The organism is Fibrobacter sp. UWB12 (assembly GCF_900142485.1).
Taxonomy (GTDB): domain Bacteria; phylum Fibrobacterota; class Fibrobacteria; order Fibrobacterales; family Fibrobacteraceae; genus Fibrobacter.
Genome location: NZ_FRAZ01000004.1, coordinates 281,549 through 302,788, shown reverse-complemented (window position 1 = coordinate 302,788; position 21,240 = coordinate 281,549). Strand labels below are relative to the sequence as shown.

General features: G+C 47.7%; 22 protein-coding genes and 1 pseudogene. 1 reads left to right on the top strand and 22 read right to left on the bottom strand.

The features are described from left to right. Position 1: 1 nt before the first annotated feature. From BUA34_RS16275 to BUA34_RS08010, 21 genes and pseudogenes are all read right to left on the bottom strand, one after another. A pseudogene (locus tag BUA34_RS16275) lies at positions 2-469 on the bottom strand (sulfate ABC transporter substrate-binding protein); the annotation flags it as partial. A 96-nt stretch (positions 470-565) separates the two neighbouring features. Then, positions 566-1,159: a LysE family transporter gene (locus tag BUA34_RS08105; protein ID WP_072828225.1), complete on the bottom strand. Its 594-nt coding sequence runs from the start codon at positions 1,157-1,159 to the stop codon at positions 566-568. Then, a complete protein-coding gene (locus BUA34_RS08100) occupies positions 1,152-1,757 on the bottom strand; it encodes a dimethylsulfonioproprionate lyase family protein (RefSeq protein ID WP_072828224.1) in 606 nt (201 codons plus the stop codon). Before BUA34_RS08100 ends, BUA34_RS08105 begins: the two co-directional genes overlap by 8 nt. Positions 1,758-1,764: 7 nt before the next feature. Further along, positions 1,765-2,724: a 50S ribosomal protein L11 methyltransferase gene (locus tag BUA34_RS08095; RefSeq protein ID WP_072828223.1), complete on the bottom strand. Its 960-nt coding sequence runs from the start codon at positions 2,722-2,724 to the stop codon at positions 1,765-1,767. After that, on the bottom strand, positions 2,725-4,068 hold the full coding sequence (locus BUA34_RS08090) for an O-acetylhomoserine aminocarboxypropyltransferase/cysteine synthase family protein (RefSeq protein ID WP_072828222.1): 1,344 nt from the start codon (positions 4,066-4,068) through the stop codon (positions 2,725-2,727). Positions 4,069-4,207: 139 nt separating this feature from the next. Beyond that, positions 4,208-4,741 (bottom strand): RBBP9/YdeN family alpha/beta hydrolase, encoded by a 534-nt coding sequence (locus tag BUA34_RS08085; RefSeq protein ID WP_072828221.1) that lies wholly within the window; start codon positions 4,739-4,741, stop codon positions 4,208-4,210. Between the two features lie 137 nt (positions 4,742-4,878). Continuing rightward, entirely contained in the window at positions 4,879-5,841 is a 963-nt protein-coding gene (epsC, locus tag BUA34_RS08080; protein ID WP_072828220.1) for a serine O-acetyltransferase EpsC, read from the bottom strand. A 209-nt stretch (positions 5,842-6,050) separates the two neighbouring features. Continuing rightward, positions 6,051-7,793 carry a SufS family cysteine desulfurase gene (locus tag BUA34_RS08075; RefSeq protein ID WP_072828219.1) on the bottom strand — a complete coding sequence of 581 codons (1,743 nt, stop codon included), beginning with the start codon at positions 7,791-7,793 and terminating at the stop codon, positions 6,051-6,053. Continuing rightward, positions 7,780-8,742 carry a family 2A encapsulin nanocompartment shell protein gene (locus BUA34_RS08070; protein WP_072828218.1) on the bottom strand — a complete coding sequence of 321 codons (963 nt, stop codon included), beginning with the start codon at positions 8,740-8,742 and terminating at the stop codon, positions 7,780-7,782. Before BUA34_RS08070 ends, BUA34_RS08075 begins: the two co-directional genes overlap by 14 nt. Positions 8,743-8,897: 155 nt before the next feature. Next, a complete protein-coding gene (thiF, locus tag BUA34_RS08065) occupies positions 8,898-10,364 on the bottom strand; it encodes a thiazole biosynthesis adenylyltransferase ThiF (RefSeq protein WP_072828217.1) in 1,467 nt (488 codons plus the stop codon). Between the two features lie 202 nt (positions 10,365-10,566). Then, positions 10,567-10,920, bottom strand: coding sequence for a M67 family metallopeptidase (locus BUA34_RS08060; RefSeq protein ID WP_072828216.1), 354 nt, complete (start codon positions 10,918-10,920; stop codon positions 10,567-10,569). Between the two features lie 151 nt (positions 10,921-11,071). Then, the gene (locus BUA34_RS08055) at positions 11,072-11,482 is read right to left on the bottom strand and encodes a M67 family metallopeptidase (RefSeq protein WP_072828215.1); all 411 of its coding nucleotides are present in this window, start codon (positions 11,480-11,482) and stop codon (positions 11,072-11,074) included. 161 nt (positions 11,483-11,643) lie between these two features. Next, on the bottom strand, positions 11,644-12,453 hold the full coding sequence (gene thiF / locus BUA34_RS08050; RefSeq protein WP_072828214.1) for a thiazole biosynthesis adenylyltransferase ThiF: 810 nt from the start codon (positions 12,451-12,453) through the stop codon (positions 11,644-11,646). Then, positions 12,453-12,659, bottom strand: coding sequence for a sulfur carrier protein ThiS (thiS, locus tag BUA34_RS08045; RefSeq protein ID WP_072828213.1), 207 nt, complete (start codon positions 12,657-12,659; stop codon positions 12,453-12,455). Before thiS ends, thiF (BUA34_RS08050) begins: the two co-directional genes overlap by 1 nt. Positions 12,660-12,730: 71 nt before the next feature. Beyond that, entirely contained in the window at positions 12,731-12,979 is a 249-nt protein-coding gene (locus tag BUA34_RS08040) for a sulfurtransferase TusA family protein (RefSeq protein ID WP_072828212.1), read from the bottom strand. A gap of 136 nt (positions 12,980-13,115) precedes the next feature. After that, a complete protein-coding gene (locus BUA34_RS08035) occupies positions 13,116-14,345 on the bottom strand; it encodes an O-acetylhomoserine aminocarboxypropyltransferase/cysteine synthase family protein (protein WP_072828211.1) in 1,230 nt (409 codons plus the stop codon). Between the two features lie 259 nt (positions 14,346-14,604). Next, on the bottom strand, positions 14,605-15,471 hold the full coding sequence (locus tag BUA34_RS08030) for a 4Fe-4S binding protein (RefSeq protein WP_072828210.1): 867 nt from the start codon (positions 15,469-15,471) through the stop codon (positions 14,605-14,607). Positions 15,472-15,576: 105 nt separating this feature from the next. After that, the gene (locus BUA34_RS08025) at positions 15,577-16,635 is read right to left on the bottom strand and encodes a sulfate/molybdate ABC transporter ATP-binding protein (protein ID WP_072828209.1); all 1,059 of its coding nucleotides are present in this window, start codon (positions 16,633-16,635) and stop codon (positions 15,577-15,579) included. Positions 16,636-16,768: 133 nt separating this feature from the next. Beyond that, positions 16,769-17,596, bottom strand: a complete 828-nt coding sequence (gene cysW, locus BUA34_RS08020; protein ID WP_072828208.1) for a sulfate ABC transporter permease subunit CysW — start codon at positions 17,594-17,596, stop codon at positions 16,769-16,771. Next, complete coding sequence (cysT, locus tag BUA34_RS08015) at positions 17,596-18,429, bottom strand: sulfate ABC transporter permease subunit CysT (RefSeq protein WP_072828207.1); 834 nt, start codon at positions 18,427-18,429, stop codon at positions 17,596-17,598. The genes cysW and cysT overlap by 1 nt, the downstream gene beginning before the upstream one ends. Before the next feature lie 94 nt (positions 18,430-18,523). Next, on the bottom strand, positions 18,524-19,042 hold the full coding sequence (locus BUA34_RS08010) for a DUF6803 family protein (RefSeq protein ID WP_072828206.1): 519 nt from the start codon (positions 19,040-19,042) through the stop codon (positions 18,524-18,526). 133 nt (positions 19,043-19,175) lie between these two features. Between BUA34_RS08010 and BUA34_RS08005 the strand changes: the two genes are divergently transcribed. Beyond that, entirely contained in the window at positions 19,176-20,237 is a 1,062-nt protein-coding gene (locus BUA34_RS08005; protein WP_072828205.1) for a DsrE/DsrF/DrsH-like family protein, read from the top strand. On the opposite strand, the gene bioB is transcribed toward BUA34_RS08005, so the two are convergent. Then, a complete protein-coding gene (bioB, locus tag BUA34_RS08000; protein WP_072828204.1) occupies positions 20,234-21,199 on the bottom strand; it encodes a biotin synthase BioB in 966 nt (321 codons plus the stop codon). The two genes, BUA34_RS08005 and bioB, sit on opposite strands and share 4 nt — an antisense overlap. Positions 21,200-21,240: the final 41 nt, after the last annotated feature.

The following is a 21,240-nucleotide window of genomic DNA, read 5'->3' as shown; positions in this document are numbered from 1 at the left end:
ATGGCGCCGTCGGCATGATGCCGATGCCATCCTTGACGAGATCGTTCCAGTCCTTGATTTTCTTGGGATTCCCCTTGCGCACGAGAAACACTATCGTCGAAGTGTAAGGAGCGCTGTTGCGCGGAAATTCCTTGACCTAGCCGTTTTCAATAAGCCCTGCGTCACGGACAATGTTCACATCGTATTCCAGCGCGAGCGTGACCACATCCGCCTCAAGCCCGTTCACCACCTCAAGCGCCTGCTTGCCCGAACCGCCATGAAACTGCGTAATCTTCACATCTTTGCCGGTCGTCTCTTTCCAATGCTTCATGAAAATATGATTGTAATTGGAATAGAATTCACGCGTTGGATCGTAAGACACATTGACAAGCGTGTTGTTCTCAACCTCGGGAGCCCTCTTCGAAGAGCAACCGAAAAAAACAACCCGCGCCCGCCACCAACGCCACCGTAAAAACTGTCTTGAAAAAATGCAGATTTATAGTGAAATTCCTTCTTGCTGAGAATGATTGTAGTATTTTATTGTCAATAATTTGTTACTTCAAAAAGGAAATGCTATATCAGACTACTATTTCACAATCCCAATGGCGCAATACAGTAGCGAGAATCCCATAAGCGTGTAGAAAATTCTGTGGTGCTTTTTGAAAAGCCCTTGCAATAGAACGCCTGCGAAAAGCCATGCCAAATTGCAAATGGGGCCTGTAAGCGGCAAAAGTAAGCCGAGAAAGAATAAATGCGGGAAATCTTGGTGGTAGGGGAGCATGTAGGTCGTGATTGCCGTGAGGCAGAACACCATGATTTTGACGTTTGTGAGTTGCACAAAGAGCCCGGTGCGGAAACTGCCGGTTATGCTGTTGTTACGGATTTCTTTAAGGGGCTTGAACGCTTGAATTATAAGGCTGATTGCCAAATATGCAATGTAGGTTGCGCCAACGAATGAGAATACCTTGATGAAATTTTCAAAGACGCTACTGATAAAATAAACGATAAAAACGGATACTAGCGAGACTATTGTGTAACCTGTAAAAATGCCGTACCATTGCTTTATCGCTACGCTTTTCCCGCTCCCCATCGCTACCGAGAGAGAACAGAGATTCGCGGGCCCTGGGGTAATCCCCGAGACGAATGCGTAAAGTAAAAATGAAAGTGCAATATTACACATATTTCGAGAGCGTTTTGACGTCTTTGCCGCTCCAGGTGTAAAGGGCGAGCATGGGTTCGTTCTCGGTTTGCATGGAATGGATGTGGTTTGATGGATGCAGAATGAAATCCCCTGGGCCTCGTATTTGGGAATGTCCGTCGAGAGTCCAAATGGCGTGCCCAGAAAGTACAACGTAAAGCTCTGTAGCGGGGTGCTGGTGTGATGGGTAAAAGGTATTTTTCCCAAGGAGCGTAAATCCAAAACAAAATTGCTCGTCACGATACGGCGCTTCTGGGCCGAGAATTTCTCCCCATCCCAGTTGATTTTCGATACCGGCCATATCGGGGCGAGGCTCGTAATTGTATTTCCAAGGCAAATAGGGAAGTGCCGGCTCAATTGCTTTTAAAAAGTCGTTCGTTTCGGAGTTGCCATGCTTGACTGCATCCTTAATCCAGTGGATTAAGGGTGATTTGCTTTTTTCGAATTTGCCCAAAGGTTTGGGAATATCGTGTACGGCAAACTTGGCGGCTTCCAGTCCGATTTTGTCGTCTATCTTGGCCCTTTTGAAAAGAAAATTTTGGGATTCTTCGATTAAATTGTTTATAACGATTTGTTCCATAAATTATTTATCTTGTACTTGATTTTAATACAGCAACGGTGTGGCCTATGATTTCGCCTTGTTTGTATGCTTCGTATGCGGCGTTAGCGGAAAGTTTTACGGAGTCCAGTGACTTTTCGATTTCGAAAGCGCGGCTTCCGGATTCCTTGACCGTGACGGATGCGAATGCTTTTTGCAAGTCGCTTGCGCGGTAGAAACGGAATGGTCCGAGTCCGGCCTTTTCTTGTGCGGCGTATCCCGAAATCACGTCTTCTGGTTCTGCCTGAACTTTCCAGGAGTATGTGAAAATTTCGGAATTGAGCCCTGCTAATTCGCCAAGCTTGATAAATGCGTTTAATGGAACGCGCCCGCCGAGCGTAGAATAGACCGCCCCGTTTTCTGCCAAGAATTCTTTGGCTTGCTTGAGTGCGAGGTAATGCAAGTCTAGCATTTGCTCGTGTACGAATTCGGGAATGGGTTCTACGCGTTTTTCCAAGTAATGGCCGCTGTTGCGTTTGTCTTCAATCTTTGTATTGCTTGCAAGTGGAACGTTGGGGAGGTTCTCGTAAATGACATCGAATTTTCGTTTGCCGTTTTGGAGCGGCTGTAGAAGATCTCCATTGCCAAATTCAAACTCAATGGATTTGAAGTCTTTTACATTGTTCCTGACGTTTTGTGCGGCTGCTGCAACGACGCTTTTTTGCAAATCTGTGAAGCCGACTCGTTTTGCTCCCAAGAGCTCGATGCCTGTCAAAACATCAATTCCAGAACCGGTGCCAATAGAGGCGAAGGCTTCGATGTCTTTGCCTAATTTTTCGCGGATGAGCTTGAATGCAGGGGCTGCAATATAGGCGACCCAGTCGCTTTTGATGTCTTCTGTTTTAGGCAAGTAAGCGTGATCAGCAACTTCAATTGATAGGTAATCCTTGATGTGTTTTGGAGCGCTATCTAAGGAAAGGTATTTATTAACATCAACAATGATACTCAATTACTTACCGCCTTTGATACTTGTATTAATAGCTTGTTCGAAGTCTGCAATAATATCGCGTGGATCTTCGATACCGACGGATACACGAATCATATCGTCGGGGATGCCTGCGGCGAGCCTATCTTTAGGAGAAAGCTGCGAATGTGTACTTGTTGCCGGATGCAAAACGCTTGTACGTGCATCACCTACATGCACCACGAGGGCTGCGACCTTCAAAGCCTTGACAAATGAACGAATAGCTGTTTTGCCGCCCTTGAGACCGAATGTGAGCACACCGCTACCGCCTTGATAGTCGAAGTATTTGCGGATGCGCTTGAAATTTGGGCTAGATTTGAGTCCCGGATAGCTAACCCAGTTGACAGCTGGATTTTTGGAAAGGAATTCAGCTAATGCTAAAGCGTTGTTGCTGTGTTGCGGCATGCGCAAGTGGAGCGTTTCGAGACCGAGATTCAAAAGGAATGCGTTGAACGGGCTTAATGCTGCGCCGAAATCACGCAAATGTTGAGCGCGTGCCTTTGCGATAAATGCGGCTCGTCCAAATTTTTTAGTATAGGAAGTGTTGGCGTATTGTGCATCGGGTTCTACGAGGTCTGGAAATTTTCCGTTTTCCCAATTATAGTTGCCGCCGTCAATCACGACACCGCCAAGAGCAATTGCGTGGCCGTCGATATACTTTGTTGCGGAATGAATGACCACGTTTGCGCCATGCTGTAAGGGCTTTACAAGGAATGGTGTGGCGAGCGTGTTGTCGACAAGGAAGGGAACGTCAAATTCTTTGGCGAGTTTCGAAAATTTATCGAAATCCAGAATACCCAAGGCAGGATTTCCGATCGTTTCTCCGAAAATGAGCTTGGTGTTCGGGCGGAATGCCTTGCGAAGTTCTGCAATGGAATCTTCGGGATTGATGAATGTGGTCTCAATGCCGAGTTTTGAAAGTCTTACGCTAAGCAGCGTGTAACTGCCGCCATAAATGTGTTTGCTTGCAACAATGTGGTCGCCTGCTTTTACGAGATTCGAAATGGCCAACAACACGGCGGATTGCCCTGATGCTGTGGCTACTGCGCCTACGCCGCCTTCGAGTTCCGTAATTTTGCTTTCGAACGCAGCAACGGTTGGGTTTCCGGTGCGGGTGTATTTATTGCCGGATTGCTTCAGTGCGAAAAGTCTTTCGACTTCGTCTACATCTTCGTACTTGTAAGTAGTTGATTGGAAAATTGGGAGAACGCGCGGCTCACCAATCTTGGGCTTCCAGCCGGCTTGTAGACATTTTGTTGCAAAATTCCAATTGTTTGAATCAGCGATATTTGCTGTATTGATATCTTTTTTTGAATTTAGTTTGGACATTTAAAAGCCTCCGAGTGGCTATATTTTTTTTGAAAATATAGAACGCAGTTATAGCTTTGTCCAATACTAAATTAATATCGTGTATTATAGATTTAATTTATTGGTAACTACTGAATGTTTTATTTGTGGATAGATCGGCTTAAAGGCTTTCTTCAAATGCGGCAAGAAATGCTCGGCCTTGTTCCCATTCGCGTAAGTCTGTTGCAGAATTGATATGCCCGAGTTTACCGGCGTTGAATAACTTTACGCCCCAAGCGGATGCGAAAAATTCAGCACGTTCCATAGAGACGAACGGATCGTTTTCGCTGGCGACAACGCATGCGGGAACAGGTAATTTTTCTAATGGCATTGGTGCAAAAGATTTGATGACTTCGATGTTGTCCACATCGCTCGGAGAAACTAGGAAAGCTCCTTTGATGTGTGCCGGAATTTTACCTTGATTTTGCGTGAGGTACATGACTGTTGTTGCCACGCCAAGACTATGCGCTACGATAATTGTATCCTGATTCAATTTTTGAATTGTATCGCCGAGAGTTGCAATCCAATCGTTTTTTTGCGGATTGTCCCAACTATGTTGTTGCACGCGAAGCGTATTGGGCAAGCTCTTTTCCCAAAAAGTTTGCCAATGTTTTTCGTCTGAATTATTTAAACCAGGTACAATCAGGTAGTTCATAAAATCTCCGTATATTTCCTAGTGCAATTGTAGTAAAATGACTGACTTGATATTTGACTTTAAAAAGGAGATGCCCCGTCGAGCGGGGCATGACACTTCTTGCCGTCTACAGCCTACTATCTACTGTTTACTAATCACTAAATAATGTAGTACCAATCGTCACTTTGCGTGATTTCTGTGGTTTTGTGTTTTTTGCTATCGGTTGTGGTGTAGTCGAGTTCCAAATTCTTGATGCTGACGCGGGTGTTGGCATCGATGGAACGTGTAATGAATGCGTTGCCGCCGATGACCGCATTTTCACCTACGACCGTATCACCGCCGAGAATGGATGCGCCTGCATAAATAGTGACGTTATCCTGAATTGTCGGGTGGCGCTTTTTGCCGGAGAGTCTTTGGCCGCCTCGTGTGGAAAGTGCTCCCAGCGTAACGCCTTGATAAATCTTCACATTCTTGCCGATGACTGCTGTTTCGCCAATTACAATGCCGGTACCGTGATCGATAAAGAAGTATTTGCCGATGGTTGCACCCGGGTGAATATCGATACCCGTTTTAGAGTGTGCGTATTCGGTCATGAGTCGCGGGAGAACCGGAACGTGCAAAAGGTAGAGCTCATGGGCTATGCGGTAGATTGTCGTTGCCATGAGGCCGGGGTAGGCGAGGATGATTTCGTCAAGGCAGCCGGCAGCCGGGTCGCCGTCATAGGCTGCGTGCAAGTCTGTTTCTAGGAATTCACGGATTTGCGGAATCTTGGCGAAAAATTCCTTACAAATTCTATAACTTTCGATTTTGCGTTCATCGGAAGTCATAGTGCCACGAAGCTTACAGTAATCCAAAGCAATTGCCACCTGTTTGTGGAGATGGTAGAAGATATCTTCGATAAGAACTGCAAAGCTGTTTTTCGGATTGTAAATCTTATGCGTACGATCTCTGAAGTGTCCAGGATAAACGACTCGAATCAAATTCTGCAAAATCGTCTGGATCTCGGCCTGGTCGGGTCGATTGTAAATATCGATATTGTCGATATGCTTGCCGCGATTGTAATCGTCGAAAATAATTTGTACGGCTTTTTCAACTTCAGATTCTTGGATAAGTTCGTGCATAGTTTGAGTAGAAAGTAAAAAATTAAAGTGATAAGCTTTAGGCGTCATACTGAGTCTGAAAGGCGAAGTATCCAGTTAAAAAGCCCTGAATACTTCGACTTCGAACCTAACTCTACTAAGGCAACAAGTTGCCAAGTATCGTATATCGACTTCGTGCTACGCACTCTGCTCAGGATGACTCTCCTAAAACCAATCACCTGTTATCTAACTTACGCGAACGTCTTCAACGCTCTTACGAGTGCATCGATGTCATCGGGCGAGTTGTAGAGTGCGAGAGTGGGTCGCACGGTACTTTCGTATCCGAAATGGCGTAAGACAGGCTGTGCGCAGTGATGACCGGTGCGAACGGCAACGCCGTAAGCATCGAGTCTCTTGCCAACTTCTTCGTCGGAATAACCGTCGAGCTTGAAGGCAAGCGCAGATGCCTTGTTGAGTGCGGTTCCTACAAGGTGAATTCCCTTGACGGTCTTCAATTCCTTGAGGCCATACTGCAACAGTTCATGTTCCCAACGGAATACGCAGGGCATTCCGATTTCGGAGAGGTACTGGAGTGCAGCACCAAGGCCAACAGCGTCGGCGATGCTTCCCGTTCCTGCTTCGAACTTGTTCGGAATTCCGTTGTAAATGGTGCGTTCGAACGTCACGTCCGCAATCATGTTACCGCCGCCATGGTAAGGTCTTGCTGCTTCGAGCAATTCCTTCTTGCCATAGACAACGCCGATACCGGTCGGAGCAAACACCTTGTGTCCAGAGAACACGAAGAAGTCTGCGTCGAGGGCTGCAACATTCACCGGAATGTGAGCGATGGACTGAGCGCCGTCAATGAGGATTCTCACGCCGTGTCTATGAGCGATGGCGATGAGTTCTTCAATCGGGGTCACAGTGCCGAGCACGTTCGAAACATGCGTCACGGAAACGAACTTGGTGCGCTTCGTGAATAAAGCTTCGTAATCGTGGAGCTTGAGCTGACCGGTAGAATCGCACGGAATTACCTTAATCACGGCACCTGTTTCTTCGGCAATGAGCTGCCAAGGAACGATGTTGGCGTGATGTTCCAGGATGGAAACGATGATCTCGTCACCCGGCTGGAGCGTCGGCTTTACGTAAGCGTTTGCAACCAAGTTAATAGCTTCGGTCGTACCGCGAACAAAAACGACTTCCTGAGAAGACGGAGCACCGATAAAGTCACGAACAATGTTGCGTGCGTTTTCGTATGCGTCTGTCGATGCTGCCGCGAGCGTGTGTGCGCCACGGTGAACGTTGGAGTTTTCGTTTTCGTAGTAGTACTTGAGGCGGTCAATGACTACCTGCGGGCGCTGCGTCGTTGCACCGTTATCGAGCCAAACGAGTGGATGACCGTTGATCTGCTTCGAAAGAATCGGGAAGTCAGAACGGATCTGGGCAAGCGTCTTGGAACCGATGCGGATGGAATCGTTGCGAGAATTTGCGCCGCTGTTTGCAGAACCCGTCTTCACGGAGTCGCCACCGAGAGATGTCGGAGCGTCGATCTGGCGATTAGCTTCGGCAGCCTGCGTCTTGGACACGACTTTCGGGGAGTAACCCTGAGCCGGTGCGGGGGCTGTCGGAATATCGCTCAGCTGCGATGCGAACTGCGATTCGGGAACCGCAGGGGCTTCGACCGTGTTGAGCCAGGTGTCTGTAGAACTTCCGCCGTAGGCAAACGGAGCCGAAGATGTCGGCTGGTCGCCATAAGTCGCAAAGGGATGTTCCCAGTCGAAGGCTGGAGTTTGGCTAATGGCTGCGGCACCCTGTGCTGCACTTACGCCTTGAGCGGCAGATGCATTCTGCGCTTCGGGAGCGGCGGGGGTTGCTGCATATGCGCTATCCGTCAAATCCGGAAAATACGCATTTGCCAATTGCTCCAGTTCAGCCGCATTGGGAACTCCGGCGAGTTCTTCCAGCGATCTGGTTTCTGGATTATTCGTAGTCATAGTATTCGCCAACCTCTACGTCTTCAAGGACTGCGATAGCGTCGTCGGAAAGGATTGCTGCAGAGCAGTAGAGCGACAGGAGGTAAGATGCGACACCCTTGTTGTCGATACCGCGGAAACGCACGGAGAGGCCGCGAGAGTGTTCGTTCTTGAGGCCAGCCTGGAAGAGACCGATAACACCGCGCTTTGCTTCGCCAGTACGGACGAGCAAGATGTTGGTCTTGCCACCCTTGGACTTCGGATTCTTCACGCCATCGACAAGGAGCTTGTCGGTCGGGACGAGAGGAATGCCGCGCCAGGTGAGGAACTTGCCACCGGCGATGTCAACGACGACAGGCGGCACGCCACGGCGGGTGCATTCGCGTTCGAAAGCTGCAATAGCACGCGGGTGGGCGAGGAAGAAGGACGGTTCCTTCCAAACCTTGGAGATGAGTTCATCGAGATCGTCCGGAGTCGGGCGGCCATCGTCGCGGAGCGGCTGGATGCGCTGGGAGTCAGCGATGTTCTTCAAGAGACCGTAGTCGTCATTGTTGATGAGCTGGCTTTCCTGACGTTCGCGGAGAGATTCGATAGCGAGACCGAGCTGTTCCTGAACCTGATCATACGGAGAGCTGTAAACGTCTTCGATAGCGGTGTTGACGTTGATGATCGTGGAAATGGAGTTGAGCTTGTATTCACGCGGTTCGGTTTCGTATTCGACGTAGCCTTCCGGGATAATGTCAGACTTCTTGGTTGCGCTGCAGAGAATGTCGAGCGGTGTCTGGCCTTCGACGACCTTGTTCACGCGGAAAAGACCTGTTTCGAGACCCTTGAATTCAAGGAACTTGGTGAGCCACTTGGGCGTGAGCGCGCCAAATTGCGGCTTGGTCTTGGTGACGTTCGCCAGGTTGTATGCGGCCTTGGCGCCGAGGGCATTAATGCCCGTGTTCTTTTCTGCTTCATTTGCCATAATGGTTTACCTCTTATTGTTAGTTGTGTTTAAAACTATTTTCCTAGTGTTTAAGTGTGAATATTAGAAAATAATAAGCTTATCTTGTTGTTACGAGAAACTCACTTTGTCGAAAAATTTTTTTGACATAGCTTTTCCCTATTCAAAACCCTCTGTTATAACCAAGCACCTTCGTGCGAGAACATGATGTCCTTCATTGCGTCGATACCGCCCTTCAAGTTGTACAGAGGACCGGTGTAACCCGCTTCGCGCAAGGTGTTGATGGCGAGTTCGCTGCGTTTGCCCTGCTTGCAGACGAAGATTGTATCCTTGTTCGGGTCGAGTTCCTTTTGCCTGCGGACGAGCTGTCCAATCGGAATCACGATGGCGTTCGGGAATCGCAGAATTGCGCGTTCGTGCGGTTCGCGGACATCCACGATGGTCATGTCGTCGCCGTTGTCGATGCGCTTGGCAAGTTCTTCGGGCGTGAAACCTTCCACAGGTGTTTCGTTTGTGGTCTTCAAGCCGCAAAGTTCTTCGTAGTCGATTTCTTCAACGCTCGTGATTGTCGGGTTGTTCCCGCAAATCGGGCAATGGCAATTGTGTTCGACTTTGAGAATTCTCGATGACAAGTACAAGCTATCGACATGGAGAATTTTGCCGTTCAGGTGTTCGCCGATTCCCAAGATGAGCTTGAGCGCTTCATTCGCTTGGATGCTACCGATGATGCCTGGGAGCGGGCTGATGGCACCGCCTTCTGCGCAAGAGGGGATGAGCCCTGCCGGCGGAGGAGATGGGTATTGGCAACGCAAGCACGGACCGCCATCCAGATTGAATACGCCGACTTGGCCTTCGAACTGGTAAATGGCGCCGAATACAACTGGAATGCCGTGCAGTGCGCATGCATCGTTGATCAAGTAGCGAGCCTTGTAATTGTCTGTGCAATCGACGACTAAATCGTAGCCTTCAATTTCAGCTTCGATGTTCGATGCGTCGAGCTGTTCCTTGACGGCTTCGAAGACTATTGTCTTGTTGATGTTTTTTACTTTGTCCCTTGCGGAGGCGACTTTTGGACGCTTGACATCACGTGTGCCGTGAATGACTTGGCTCTGCAAATTTTCAAGCGAGACTTCGTCGAAATCGATGACCTTGATGGTGCCAACGCCTGCAGCGGCGAGGTATTGGATGACTGGGGAACCGAGGGCTCCTGCGCCTACGACGACCACTTTTGCGGCCTTGATGCGCTTTTGACCCTTGACGCCGATATCGCGGAGCATCAGGTGCTTGCCAAAACGTTCGATTTCAGAATCATCAAATGAAACGGCCTTGCGCCTTTCGTCCGAAATTAGGCTCTCTACGGGAGCGTCGGTCGGTGCACCGCCAGCGATGGCGGGCAAAAGTAGAATTTCGGTATCTTCTGGAAGAGCGGCGTCCCAAATCGTTTCAACGGTCAATTTTTTGTTGTTGACGTAAATCTGGATGAAGTCCCTGACCTTTTTATTGTCGTCGTAAAGAACCTTTTCTCCTTCTGGGTAAGTCGTCGTTAAAAATGCGAGAGCCTTTCTGACCGTATCGGCAGGGGCTTCTACTTGGGAGTTCTTCCCAAAGAAATTCCTGAGTGTTGCTGATATGTATATTTTCACTTTTTTTCTCCGTACATTGGGCCGCTCAAGTAGAGGTTCCCTAAAAAGTGTTGTTTCCGTACAAATTTTCCCACAATACTTGTAGGATTTTTTACAAGCCGAAATATAGAACGGAAAAACGCGTTTGTCCAATACTTAATTTTTATGCTGAGATATTGATTTTATTTATAGCCAAACTCGTTTTGAAACGTTAGGCTATAACTCATTGCAAATCCCGCTGATAGCTTTTCACATCTACGACTTCGCCGTTTTTTACAGACATGATGACGTATTCGAGGCCGGGTACCATGTAATTTTCATCTTCTTTGGAGAGGACGGCGGGGCAGTCGGGGTGTGAATGGTAAACGCCGACAATCTCAAGACCGCTGGCTTCGATTTCTTGCTCCAAGTGGTAGATAAATAGCGGGTCTACTTGAAAATGGACAGATTTTTGCCCATGAAACTGGTTTGGGGCTTCGCGAATATCGGTGACTTCGATTTCGCCTTTTTCAGACTTTTTTCCAACCAAAATGCCGCAGCATTCACTTGGGTATGCTTTTTTTGCGGCTAAAGCCATTTGTTCTGAAACTATTTTACTAAATTTGGTTGTCAAAATTTTCGCCTAAAGAGAAGTGCCCCCGGAATCGGAATTTCACAAGGATCCCGGGGACACCATTGTACGGAGATTCAAAAAGAGCGCCTTCGCTATTGAGCGGAGCGCTTTTTAATTACTCAATCACCAAGCCTTCGTTTGTGGCGTTGTCGCCTTCGATATGGAACGAATTGAGCACCGGATTTTCACGATCCATCAGCGAAAGAATCAAGTAGCTTGCCTTGCTGTCGAAAGCGAGGCGCTTGTCTTCTTGCGACGGGCGCGACGGGGATTCAGGGTGAGAATGCCAATTGCCAAGTGGGGATAGGCCATTTTGGCGCATGTCCTTGATGGCGGCTAAGTGTTCCTTGGGGTCAAGCGAAAAGTGCTCGTTGGAATGGTCGATATTCGTGAGCAAGTAAACCTTTTCGATGTGCTTATTTTCGCCATCGATACGCCCTGCAATCAGCCCGCAAGCTTCTTCGGGCAGGTTCTTTTCGGCATGCTCCAATATCTTTTGATATTCAGCTTTTGGTAATGTTATCATTGAAATTCCTTTTTTTGTTTGTCATTCCCGGCTCCGACCGGGCGGACAGCACTTGGAACTTTGTTCCATAGTGCGCATGGCCACCTTTAGGTGGGAATCTCCTTTTTGATGGGGGAGATGCCCGATTAAATCGGGCATGACACTTCCTACTTCCGACTCGCCTAGTGCTTCATCTCGCAGACGGCCTGTTCGTAGTCGATCAGATGGTCAATCGTCGGGTGGTCACCGCAGACTGCGCAATCCTTCGTGTGAGTCGGGAGCTTGATCTTGCGGAATTCCATCGTGAGCGCATTGTAGGTGAGCAAGTAGCCCGTGAGCAGATTGCCGACACCGAGAATGTACTTGACGGCTTCCATCGCCTGGAGGCTACCGATAACACCGCCCATAGCGCCGATCACGCCTGCCTGTTTGCAAGTCGGCACGGCATCTTTCGGAGGGGGTTCCTTGAAAACGCAGCGATAGCACGGGCCCTGGCCCGGAACGTACGTCATGAGCTGACCCTGGAAGCGGATGATGCCCGCGTGAGAGAACGGCTTCTTGGCCATGACGCATGCGTCGTTGATGAGAAACTTTGCCGGGAAGTTGTCGGTTCCATCAATGATAAAATCGTAATCCTTGATGAGGTCCATGATGTTTTCGCTAGTGACGAACGTGTGGTACGTAATCACCTTGACATCCGGATTCATCGCTTCCATCGTTTCCTTGGCGGACTGCACCTTGGGCTTGCCCACGTCCTTTGTAGCGTGTATTATCTGGCGCTGCAAATTGGAAAGGTCAACGACGTCTGCATCGGCAATGCCGATGGTGCCAACGCCTGCGGCGGCGAGGTACATAGCGACAGGAGCACCGAGGCCACCTGCACCAATGACGAGCACCTTGGCGTTCAAAAGCTTCTTCTGGCCCTTTGCGCCCACTTCCTTGAGGATGATGTGGCGGGAATAGCGTTCGAGTTGTTCGTTAGTAAAAGCCATTACTGACCACCTCCCATGAAGTAGAGGAATTCGACGTTGTCGCCGTCCTTGAGAGCGGTCGTTGCGAAATTGCCGTTTTCGACAAATTCATCGTTCAGGGAAACCGTCACGTATTGCGGAGTTTCCACTTTTTCTTGTTCAATGAGTTCTGCGACGGTGAGGCCGTCTTTAACTTCTTTCTTGTTTCCTGCAACAGTAATAAACATGTTTGAAATTCCTTTTTTTGTTAAATGTTTTTGCTGTCATCCCGGACGTGTTCCGGGATCGCCTTTTTTACTTAGTCCCCGACCTTTTTTACAAACAGCGTAAAGGTTCCATCTTGGTTGTCGTTGAGCTTGAGGATTTCGTGGCCTTCTTCCTTGAGGCTGCGCGGCACATTCTGCACCGGTTCGCCGTCGTTCAGGCGGATTGCGAGAATCTGACCTTCGTCAAGTTCTTCGATAGCGACTTTAGCCTTGACAAATGTAGTGGGGCATTTGACGTCGGTAACGTCAACGGTATCGTCTATTTTAAATTCTTCTGACATTTTTATCTCCGTACTTTAATTTTGATGCTAAATATAGAACGCGTTTTTTAACTTGTCCAATACTTAATTTTTATGCTGAGTTATTGAAATTTTCTATATGGTCGTTAGTTATTAGTCAATGGTCATTGGTTAATAGCTACGAAATTTGCTTTATAGCTTGTTCGAAATCTTCCTTGAGGTCAGCAATATCTTCGATGCCTACGCTAATGCGGATAGAGCCTTCGAATACGCCTGCGTTTTCCTTTTGCTCTTTGGTGGCATGCGTGAAAATCGTACTTTCCGGGTGGATGACGAGCGTGCGCAAGTCGCCAATGTTCGTGGCAATCGTAGCGTATTTCAAGTTGTTGATGAGCTTGAACGCTTTTTCCTTGGTGCCAGCGTCAATTGAAATGATGGCACCGCCCTTGCCGTTAAACTGCTTTTGAACGAGATCGTAGTAAGGGCTGTTTTTTAAGCCGGGATAGTTGACGGTGATGCCTTCGAAACCCTGCAAAAATTCAGCGAGTTGCAAGGCGTTATCACAAAGGCGTTCCATGCGGAGCCCGAGAGTTTCAAGCCCGAGCGAGTTGAGGAATGCGGTAGCGGGGGCGATACAACAACCGATATTGCGCCATACACCATTGCGGAGTTTCGCGAGGTAAGCAAACTTGCTAAAGCGCTTGTATTCTTCTAAACCCTTGTGTTTGGCGTAATCCCACTTGAACTTGCCACTATCGACGATAATGCCGCTGATGGCACTGCCATTTCCGTTGATGTACTTGGAGGAGGAATGGACAACGATGTCTGCGCCAAAATCAAAAGGATGAACAAGGTAAGGAGTTGCTGTCGTGCTATCTACAATGAACGGGACGCCCGCTTCGTGGGCTGCGTCAGCGACGCTCTGCAAATCGACAACGTTCAGTTTCGGGTTACCGATAAGTTCTGTGAATACAGCTTTCGTCTTTTCGTTCAGTTGTGAACGGACACTTTCTGCGGTGACTTCAGTGACGTAACGGGTTTTAATGCCGAATGCTTCCAAGTCGTGGAACAAGTCAATCGTGCCGCCAAACAGCGCCGTACTTGCAATGACTTCGTCGCCGGACTGCAAAATGTTCAAGAGCGACATCGTCACGGCTGCCATGCCCGACGAGCAGGCTATGGCGCCAATGCCCTTTTCAAGAGATGCAATGCGCCTTTCGAAAGAATCTGTCGTGGGGTTTCCAATGCGCGTATATGCAAAACCCGGAGCCCTATTGTTAAAAACAGCTTCGAGTTTCTCTGCGGATTCTTGCGAAAATGCACTGACTTGATAAATAGGGGTAAGCGTAGAGCCGGTACTTCGTTCACTTCCAAAATTATGATGCAATAAAGTAGTATTAAAATCCATTAGGTTCTCCGTACATATTCCTATAATTTTCGTAGGCAAATATAGAACGAGGTTTAGTAATTGTCCAATACTAAATTTATATGGCGTTTTATAGTCAAATCCTATAATAAATATAGGGTTAAGCCTTGTCAAATTAAGGGTTTATGGTTTGGTATTTAGTAAAGAACTAATTTTGCTTCTTATAGGAAATTTTTATAAAAATGCACTAAAAAAGCCCGTCTAGAACAAACGGGCTCCTTGTGTGTGTAAGGTTTTACGCTTAAGGAGCGCTGTTGTAGGCGTCCTTGATTTTTTGAGCAAAGACATCATGACCAATGCGGTCGATGGTGAATTTGAATCGTTCGCCCGGATTTGCGTTTTCGGCAAAGAACGAAATGGCTGCATCACAAATTTCAAGCAGCTTTTGCTTGTCTTCTACGAACGGAATGATTGTTTCACCCTTGTTGATGGAATTGCCAAAAAGACCGCCGAAAGAAACAATGTAGCCGTGTGTTGCTTCCCAGGCATCTGTGGGGCAGGACTTGTAGCAACGTCCGCAGAAGTTGCACTGGGATTCATCAAAGATGACTTTTTTGTTTTCGATGCGGATGGCGTTTCTGCGGCAAGCTTTGGCGCAAACGCCACAGCCGATGCAGGCGCTTTCGAGCCATTTTACCTTGATGGCGCCCTTGATGCCCACGTCATTTTCTTCGGCCTTGAGACAGTTGTTCTGACAACCGGTCACGCCAAATTTGAACTTATGCGGAAGTTCTCGAGCGAAGTAGCGATCGTCCAGTTCTTTTGCGATGGCGTAAGTGTCGATACAGCCGCTAGGGCAAACCGCTTCGCCCTGGCATGCGGTAATCGTTCTCACGCGAGGGCCGCAAACACCAGGTTCTACGCCGCCTTCGGCAAGGGCTGACTTTACGTCGTCAACATTTTCGAGTTTAATGAACGGAATTTCGACACTCTGTCTCGAGGTCAAATGTGCGTAGCCTTCGCCATATTTTTCGGCGACTTCGGCTATTTTTGCAAGTTGTGTTGCGGTCAGGTTGCCGCCAACGACTCGTACGCGCAGCGAGAAGTTGTTCTTCTGCTTTTGGCGCATCCAGCCGCCTTTTTTAAGTGTTGCGTAATCTGCTGCCATGTTTTAGACTCTCCATAGGTTTAAGGGCAAATATAGAACGCGCTTTTACATTCGTCCAATACTTAATTTTTATCGTGGTTGATAGTAAAACTTTATACGAAATTACTAAATCACGATAACAGGATCTCGGAACGACTTGTTCTCAAGTAAATAGGCGTTGTCGCCTGCGGTTACGAAAATGCGGTAGACGAATACATCGACTTTTTCACCGACAGAAACGCTTGGCTCGTCAAAGCTGCGTCTTGCCGTAAGTGTTTCTCCGTTTACCAAAACGGTCAATTCGATGCCGCTTCCGCGGAAAGCTACGTTGGTTACGACACCTTCTTGAGCGGATTTTCCGTATTTTTGCGTTTCGTCTTTTTTGGTGACCTTGACAAATTCGGGACGCACGATGGCTTGTTCTGCGCCATCAATTGCTTCAAAGCTATTGAACTTGCTGTAATCCTTGAAAATGGAAGGCTGGCCGAAGAAGGAAGCTACAAAAGAAGTTTTGGGCGTGCTGTACACATCAAGCGGTTTGCCGATTTGATCGATGCGGCCCTTGTTCATGATGATGATTTCGTCGGCGACTTCGATGGCTTCGTCTTGGTCGTGGGTGACGAAAATGCTTGTGACGCCGAGCTTTGCAATCATTTCTTTGAGCCAGTGACGGAGTTCTTGACGCACCTTTGCGTCAATGGCGGCAAATGGTTCATCGAGCAAAAGCAACTGCGGATTTGGTGCAAGCGCACGTGCAAAGGCCACTCGCTGCCTCTGGCCACCCGAAAGCTGGCTCGGGTAGCGTTTTTCGAGACCTTCTAGCCCAATCAACTTGACGAGTTCCGCGACGCGTTCCTTGATTTCGTTTTCGGGTTTCTTCAGAACGCGGAGTCCGAAAGCGATATTCTCGAAAACAGTCATGTAGCGGAACAGAGCGTAACTCTGGAACACAAATCCGATGCCGCGCTTGCTGGCGGGCACATTGTTGATGACCTTTCCGTCAATGATGATGTCACCGTTGTCGGGCGTTTCGAGCCCAGCAATCATGCGGAGAATCGTTGTCTTACCCGAACCGCTCGGGCCCAAAAGGCCAATGAGTTTACCCTTTTCGATACCGAAGGAAACATCGTCGGATGCCTTGAAATTTCCAAAATGTTTGTTGATGTGTTTTAGTTCTACGTACATATAATCTCCTGATTTATAATGCCTTCGGCTTTGCTGTCATGCCCGATTTAATCGGGCATCTCCTTTCTTCTTAACCATTTATTTTTGCGGGATAGGAGATTCCCGCTTTCGCGGGAATGACAAAAGACGAGTCCTATTCCTTTATTCTTTTTTTACCTCGGTATTCTATTAAACTTCTTGCAATCAAGATGAGGATGGCTAGCATAACGAGAATTGATGCCACGGCAAATGCGGGCACATACTGGAATTCGTTAAATAGAATTTCTACATGCAACGGAAGCGTGTTCGTCTTTCCGCGCAAATGACCCGAAATCACCGAAACTGCGCCGAATTCACCCATCGCACGGGCTGCGCAAAGCACCACGCCGTACAAAAAAGCCCATTTGATATGCGGAAATGTGATTTTGCTGAATATCGTCCAGCCTTTTGCGCCCATCAGCGCCGCCGCTTCTTCTTCGTCGTTACCGCGTGCTTCCAAGACGGGAATCAGTTCGCGCGAAATGAACGGGAATGTCACGAAAATTGTAGCAAGAACAATGCCCGGAACTGCAAATACGATTTTGATGTCCCAATCTTGCAATAGCGGGTATAACGGGCTTTGGCGTCCGAATGTGAGTAAGAAAATGAGGCCTGCGATAATCGGTGAAACGGTCACCGGCAAGTCAATCAGCGTCGTGAGAATCTTTTTCCCTTTGAATTGGAATTTGGTAAGGGACCAAGCGGCACTCAATCCGAAAACGGTATTGATGAGCACGGCAAGTAGCGTTGCTTCTAACGTGAGCCAAATGGCCTTGACGGTGTAATTGTCGGTCACAGCTTTTTCGTACACGGCAAAACCTTGCTTGAATGCTTCTGTAATCACCGTAATCAGCGGGAGCAAAAGCATTAGCACCACGAAAATGATGCTGATACTGATTAAAGTCCACTTGACGACTTTTGAGGAAGTTGTCTCTTTGTTCATTAATTTCCTCCCTTCAAAATTTTGGTGTTTCTCGTCTGGATTAAGTTCACGAGGAAGAGTGTCACGAATGAGGCGACGAGCATTACGAGCGCAATTGTTGTGGCGCTTGCGTAATCGTATTCCTGCAATTCCGACATGATGATGAGCGGGGCGATTTCTGTTTCGAACGGTTTGTTGCCAGCAATGAATACAACGCTGCCATATTCGCCTAGGCAACGCCCGAATGCGAGCCCGAATCCTGTCAACGCGGCCGGAATGATTTCGGGGAAAATAATCTTCCAGAAAATGCGGCTGCGTGAAGCACCCAAGACGCCTGCGGCTTCTTCGTAAGCGGGGTCGAGCTTTTCAAGCACCGGTTGTACTGCGCGGACGACAAACGGGATGCCGATAAACACAAGCGCAACGGTAATGCCAATTTGCGTAAAGGCTATCTTCACGCCGAACTTGGCGAAAAAGCCGCCGATTAGCCCCGTGTCTGCGGTAAGTGCGGTCAATGCGATGCCTGCCACAGCCGTCGGCAAAGCGAACGGGAGTTCGATCATTCCGTCAACCAAGCGCTTTAGCGGGAATGTGTACTTCACGAGAACCCACGCAAGGATGATGCCCATTACGGCGTTAATAAGCGAGGCGACGAACGCCGTCACGAAACTCACTCTAAAACTCGACAAGACTCTGTCGCGTGTAATCGTTTCGATGATTTCACTGAAACTCATTTGCGCCGAAAACACCACGAGCGACGCAAGCGGAATTAGCACCACGACACTTAAGATGGTGAGCGTGATGCCGGTAGTAAGGCCGAAGCCAGGAATGACACTTCTATTTGTTCTCTTCATAAGTGAAGGCAAATATAGAACGCGTCATTCGTTATGTCCAATACTAAATATGTATCGCTTTTTATAAAATTTTTATATTAGAATAAAGTAATTATCAATGATGATGGTGGTGATGCTGCATTTCTATTGTTGTTGCCGCCTTCGGAGAGTACCCGGCAATGCCTGGATCCACCATACCAAAGATCATCGCAATGTGCGAGAGAACGAGGAATGCGGCAAGCAAAAGAATGGCGCAATTCGAACGTTTATCTTCGCCTGCTTTACGGAGTAAAAGTTTCAAGTTCAACAAAGCAAGCAAAATCATCGGAATGCCTGCAAGGATGTAAGAGCCAATCGCCACAACATCAATCCATGTTCTGAATTCTCCTGCGGATGCAAGCGGAATAACGACATTCGGAATGAAGTAGGCTATGATGCCAACGAATGAAATCCCGGCAAGGATTCCGGCAATGCGGTTGATTTTTGAAAGCGTCGGATGTGCGCCCGGTGACCGCAACAAGAACAAATCTGTTATGGCTATCGTTTCTGCAAGAATGACAGGAATTGCCATAAAGATGATGAGGTTCCAGGGAGAGTTTTGCATCAGCAAATCCATATAATGGGTAGAGTACATATTGTATCCTTTTTTTGTTGTTGTGTTTGACAGGCCCCTTCTTTGATCTTTAATCTACAAAACCAGTTATGCAAAATGGTTATTAAAAATTTTGATAGCATGCGATTAGAAAAATGTATTGGACACTTGCAGAATGCGGTTTTATATTTGCGACAAATTATTTTTAGAAGATGAAAAAGCAGGTGTTGTAATGTCCGAAGTCAAGAACTTTTCCGCAAAAGATTTCCATAAGATTGATGTAGATAATTCGACGCTTCTTGATGTACGAGAACCCGGCGAAGTCATCGTTCATCCTGTGGACGGTGCGATTCAGATTCCTTTCTTTGAACTTTCGAAAAAGATTGATTCCATCCCCAAGGACAAACCTGTTTATGTTTTTTGCTCTACGGGTGATCGCTCTGAACAAGTCGCAGAAATTCTTGCGGATAGGGATTTTGATGTGTATAACATCGAGGGAGGTCTTGACGTGGCTCCGAAAGCGCTTTATGTCGATGCCAAGGGATTGAAATGTCCGGGGCCAATCGTAAAGGTTGATGAAACCGTCAAAAAGGCTTTTGTTGGTGACGAAATCCAAGTCGAAGCGGATGAAAAAGCGTTTCTCTCGGATGTCGAGGTATGGTGCCAGCGTACCGGAAATCAATTGAAATCACTCACCGAAAAAGACGGAATTATTTACGCGTCCATCGTGAAAAAAGAATCACCTGTACCCGAAAAAAAAGAATTTGAACACGGCAAAACTTTTGTCGTGTTCAGTGGCGATTTGGATAAGGCGATTGCTTCGTTCATCATGGCGAATGGTGCTGCCGCGATGGGACGCCCGGTGACGATGTTCTTTACTTTTTGGGGCGTAAGCCTTTTGCGCAGACCCGAAAAAGTCCGTGTGAAAAAATCGCTCATCGGAAAAATGTTCAGCTTGATGCTGCCGCGAGGCTCTAAAAAGCTAGGCCTTTCTCGTATGAACTTTGGCGGTATTGGCGCCAAGATGATCCGTGCCGTCATGAAAAAGAATGGCGTGTCTTCGCTGGAAGAATTAATCCAAAGCGCACAACAAAAAGGTGTCAAGTTTGTCGCGTGCCAAATGTCGATGGAACTCATGGGAATCTCCCATGAGGAATTGATCGATGGGGTAGAACTGGGCGGCGTTGCAACGATGCTCGGCTCCACCGAAAAATCTGATTTGACGTATTTTATTTAAGCGCTTTCCACTTGCCACGTAAAGCCCGCTTCTTCAATTGTGCGGAATGTGGCTTCGAGACTTTGGCCGCCCTCGGTCAAGTAACCGGATGCAAAAATGGAATCTGCAATTTTAAACAAAGTCTTTTCGTGACCCTTGAAATAGACTTCTCGGCCGGCTGCGCAACGGATGTCCGATTTTGGTAGCATCAAACGCGCGAGGCAAAGAACCTTGATGCAGTATTCCGGAGTCAGTGCCGAAATGTCGCGTTCGGCAAGTCGCGTTCCCTTGACTGGAAGTAAAAAATTTATGGGGACGGATTCGGGATTGATTTCTTTCAATTCAAAAAGCATGTCCACAACGTCTTCTTTTATTTCGCCCATACCGATAATGCCGCCAGAGCAGATTTCAAAGCCGATGCGCTTCAACATCTTTAAGTTGTCGATTCGTTCTTGGTATGTGTGCGTGGTGCAAATGCTTGGATAAAAACGACGGCTGCTATTCAAGTTGTGATTGATTCTGTTTAATCCCGCGTCTTTAAGAATTTGAGCTTGATGTTCGGTCAAGAATCCGATGGAGCAGCAAATTTGCGTATCGTTCTTTTTCATTTTGCGGATGCGCTCGGCAAGGCTTTCGATATCGCTATCGGCAAAGCGAATTCCGCTAAGCCCAATGCAATGTCTGGAAAGATGAAACTCATCGACGAGGTTGTTGTCGCCGTAAAGCTTTTTATCTTCGACATAGCGGTATTTTTCGATAGGCGCTTCGGAATCGCGGGATTGAGCGCAGTAAGCACAGTTTTGTGTGCAGTTACCGCTACGGACATTTGTGAGCAACTGGATATTTACCCGATTGCCTTTGTATTTCGTTCTTAACTTGTATGCGGCTTCGATGAGTTCGCTGAGAGCTTCGTTCCGTAAATCTAGTATTGCTAGGGCTTCACTTTTCGTTATTGAAATATTGTCGTCAAGCGGAAAAATCATAACATACCTATAAAAATAGTAGGTTTTGAAACGCAAAGATA

Coding starts and splice junctions, on each gene's coding strand:
- BUA34_RS08105 (WP_072828225.1), bottom strand. CDS start 1,159: ATGTGTAATATTGCACTTTCATTTTTACTTTACGCATTCGTCTCGGGG.
- BUA34_RS08100 (WP_072828224.1), bottom strand. CDS start 1,757: ATGGAACAAATCGTTATAAACAATTTAATCGAAGAATCCCAAAATTTT.
- BUA34_RS08090 (WP_072828222.1), bottom strand. CDS start 4,068: ATGTCCAAACTAAATTCAAAAAAAGATATCAATACAGCAAATATCGCT.
- BUA34_RS08085 (WP_072828221.1), bottom strand. CDS start 4,741: ATGAACTACCTGATTGTACCTGGTTTAAATAATTCAGACGAAAAACAT.
- epsC (WP_072828220.1), bottom strand. CDS start 5,841: ATGCACGAACTTATCCAAGAATCTGAAGTTGAAAAAGCCGTACAAATT.
- BUA34_RS08075 (WP_072828219.1), bottom strand. CDS start 7,793: ATGACTACGAATAATCCAGAAACCAGATCGCTGGAAGAACTCGCCGGA.
- BUA34_RS08070 (WP_072828218.1), bottom strand. CDS start 8,742: ATGGCAAATGAAGCAGAAAAGAACACGGGCATTAATGCCCTCGGCGCC.
- BUA34_RS08060 (WP_072828216.1), bottom strand. CDS start 10,920: ATGGCTTTAGCCGCAAAAAAAGCATACCCAAGTGAATGCTGCGGCATT.
- BUA34_RS08055 (WP_072828215.1), bottom strand. CDS start 11,482: ATGATAACATTACCAAAAGCTGAATATCAAAAGATATTGGAGCATGCC.
- thiF (WP_072828214.1), bottom strand. CDS start 12,453: ATGGCTTTTACTAACGAACAACTCGAACGCTATTCCCGCCACATCATC.
- thiS (WP_072828213.1), bottom strand. CDS start 12,659: ATGTTTATTACTGTTGCAGGAAACAAGAAAGAAGTTAAAGACGGCCTC.
- BUA34_RS08040 (WP_072828212.1), bottom strand. CDS start 12,979: ATGTCAGAAGAATTTAAAATAGACGATACCGTTGACGTTACCGACGTC.
- BUA34_RS08035 (WP_072828211.1), bottom strand. CDS start 14,345: ATGGATTTTAATACTACTTTATTGCATCATAATTTTGGAAGTGAACGA.
- BUA34_RS08030 (WP_072828210.1), bottom strand. CDS start 15,471: ATGGCAGCAGATTACGCAACACTTAAAAAAGGCGGCTGGATGCGCCAA.
- BUA34_RS08025 (WP_072828209.1), bottom strand. CDS start 16,635: ATGTACGTAGAACTAAAACACATCAACAAACATTTTGGAAATTTCAAG.
- cysW (WP_072828208.1), bottom strand. CDS start 17,596: ATGAACAAAGAGACAACTTCCTCAAAAGTCGTCAAGTGGACTTTAATC.
- cysT (WP_072828207.1), bottom strand. CDS start 18,429: ATGAAGAGAACAAATAGAAGTGTCATTCCTGGCTTCGGCCTTACTACC.
- BUA34_RS08010 (WP_072828206.1), bottom strand. CDS start 19,042: ATGTACTCTACCCATTATATGGATTTGCTGATGCAAAACTCTCCCTGG.
- BUA34_RS08005 (WP_072828205.1), top strand. CDS start 19,176: ATGCGGTTTTATATTTGCGACAAATTATTTTTAGAAGATGAAAAAGCA.
- bioB (WP_072828204.1), bottom strand. CDS start 21,199: ATGATTTTTCCGCTTGACGACAATATTTCAATAACGAAAAGTGAAGCC.